General features: G+C 56.3%; 4 protein-coding genes. 2 read left to right on the top strand and 2 right to left on the bottom strand.

Going from position 1 to position 2,114, the window contains the following annotated elements; translation table 11 throughout:
- The first annotated feature begins 57 nt into the window (after positions 1–57).
- Positions 58–288, top strand: a complete 231-nt coding sequence (locus ACPT9U_RS17570; RefSeq protein ID WP_435751900.1) for a hypothetical protein — start codon at positions 58–60, stop codon at positions 286–288.
- A 2-nt stretch (positions 289–290) separates the two neighbouring features.
- A complete protein-coding gene (locus ACPT9U_RS17565) occupies positions 291–854 on the top strand; it encodes an ImmA/IrrE family metallo-endopeptidase (protein WP_435751899.1) in 564 nt (187 codons plus the stop codon).
- Between the two features lie 349 nt (positions 855–1,203).
- On the opposite strand, the gene ACPT9U_RS17560 is transcribed toward ACPT9U_RS17565, so the two are convergent.
- Together ACPT9U_RS17560 and ACPT9U_RS17555 are read right to left on the bottom strand one after the other, a co-directional pair.
- Entirely contained in the window at positions 1,204–1,485 is a 282-nt protein-coding gene (locus ACPT9U_RS17560; protein WP_004355815.1) for a helix-turn-helix domain-containing protein, read from the bottom strand.
- Complete coding sequence (locus ACPT9U_RS17555) at positions 1,475–1,807, bottom strand: hypothetical protein (RefSeq protein ID WP_004355814.1); 333 nt, start codon at positions 1,805–1,807, stop codon at positions 1,475–1,477. Before ACPT9U_RS17555 ends, ACPT9U_RS17560 begins: the two co-directional genes overlap by 11 nt.
- Between the last annotated feature and the right edge of the window lie 307 nt (positions 1,808–2,114).

The raw sequence follows: 2,114 nt of genomic DNA, 5'->3' as shown, positions 1-2,114 counted from the left end.
GCGCGATGCTGTCGTGCGCGATCACGTGCATGCTGAAGACATAGGGCGGTTGGTTGCATGAATCAGGCGACAACTATCTTGACTTGTTCCGCCTACCGGAAGATATGCCTTTGGCTCGAAGAGGACCCAGCGGTGTATCTGGGATTGAAGCCTGAAAGCACTGGAACCACCACGGCCAGGGTGCACTTCAAAAAGGGCGCTGCGATCAAAGCGGATAGTGCAAAAGCTCTCAGCGAAATGATTTTGCTAGCGCAGCAGGCATTCCTTGAGGAAGAACTTGAGAGCTGATCTTGTTCGAACGCGGATTCAAAACCTGGTGTGAAAAATACGCCGCCAGCAAGCGAGCAGATCTTGGGTTGCCAGCCCATGCTCCTCTAGATGCTTTTGAGCTTGCCAAGAACCTTGGCGTCAAAGTATGGACTCCACGCGACATTCCTGGCCTGAGCCAAGAGTCGATGGATGTGCTACTTCGTAACGATGGTAAGACACCAAGCTGCTGGTCGGCCGTAACGATTGTGGTCAACCATCGAATCTTGGTGATTCTGAACTCCTCACACTCGCCTGGCCGCCAGTCGAGTGACTTGACCCATGAATTGGCTCATCACATCAGGGGACACAAGGCGCAGGAGGCTTCGGTATCCCCTGATGGGCTCATGATGCTGAAGAGCTACGACAAGATCTACGAAGAAGAGGCGGACTGGCTATCTGGTTGCCTGTTGCTTCCTCGCGAAGCCTTGGTCGACATCAAGCGCCGAGGAGTAGACTTGGCCGAGGCGGCGGAAGAATATGGTGTGAGCATCAGAATGCTAAACTATCGAATATCGATGACTGGGGTGAATCGGCAATTCAGGTAATGTCTATTAGGCTAAAGGGCTGGCTAAGTTGCCTTGGCTTTCGTGGACGCGTTTGAAGTCGGCTTTACTGCTCTAAGCAGTCAATGCGTTGATCGGCGTAGAATGTCAGCATCGGCCGATGACCGGGCCTCGGCCTGACCGGCCGTTGGGTCGCCGCGCCCAATCAGGCAGCCATGCGTCGGTTACTTGTCGTTCAACCTTGTGCGACTGCGAACGACAGCTCTGCTATCCGGCGAACGCGAGCTTCCGACCCGGAGCCGCCTGATGACATTCTCAAGCGCGACGGCAGCATGCAGGTCGTCAAGCTGCCGCCCGTGTGGACTTTTGAAACTACCCGATGTGCATTGATTCAAATACGCAATTCTTGCAAGACTTCGGGGTGAGCAACGGCAACACGGAGCAGCGTCTTGGCGGCACCCGTGGGCGAGCGACGACCCTGCTCCCACTCCTGGAGCGTTCTGGAGGACACGCCCAGGAGCTCCGCAAACGCTTGCTGAGACAAGCCCGTCTTTGCGCGAGCCTGAGCTGCTTCGGGCAACTCGACACGCGTGGTGCGCACGGCCTCGCCACGTCTCATTTGCTTGACGGACTCAAGCAAATCCTGCTGGAACTTTTCGATCTCAGAGGGCATCTTCGACTCCTTGCTTCAACTCCGCCAAGAAGGACGTGGGGAGATTGTCGAACTTGGCTTTCTTGTAGACGATCAACAGCCAAATGGTCTCGGTGTTCGCGTTGAAGTAGATGACCCTGGCACCGCCGCGTTTTCCTTGTCCCGCAGATGTCCAACGCACCTTACGGCAGCCGCCACTTCCCCGGATAACGTCACCGGCTTCTGGATTGGCCGCGATCCAGTTGATGAACTCAACGCGCTCGACTTCCGACCAGACTTCGCTGGCATAGCGTTGGAAGATAGCGGTTTCAGCAACTGTTCTCACCCGCGCAATATACGTCAATGCCGTACATTGCGCAAGCGGTGGAGGCGGATTTTTCGAGAGGAAGTGCCGGCCACAAATGGAATCTGGATGCCCAGAGTGAAGACAGTGGGCCGTGCAAAATGGCGATCAGCGCAGACCGAGTACTTGTCGAAGGCCGATGACCAGTCCCAGATCGGTTACCCGCCGTTCGCGTTGGAGGAAATTTCTCCGCCGCCATGTCTCTTGTTGGCCGATACGACCCTTCCAGCATCCCGCCGGAAAGCAGCCGCCCGTCGCGTCGAAGGCTTTCTTCGGGCAGCCGCCGGGACACGATCAGATTTCGATC

It is taken from the genome of Thauera sp. AutoDN2 (assembly GCF_051280715.1).
Taxonomy (GTDB): Bacteria; Pseudomonadota; Gammaproteobacteria; order Burkholderiales; family Rhodocyclaceae; genus Thauera.
This window is presented reverse-complemented; position numbering and strand designations above follow the sequence as displayed.

Bases quoted from the DNA above. Each gene is read 5' to 3' on its own strand.
- ACPT9U_RS17570 (WP_435751900.1), top strand. From the start codon at position 58: ATGAATCAGGCGACAACTATCTTGACTTGTTCCGCCTACCGGAAGATA.
- ACPT9U_RS17560 (WP_004355815.1), bottom strand. From the start codon at position 1,485: ATGCCCTCTGAGATCGAAAAGTTCCAGCAGGATTTGCTTGAGTCCGTC.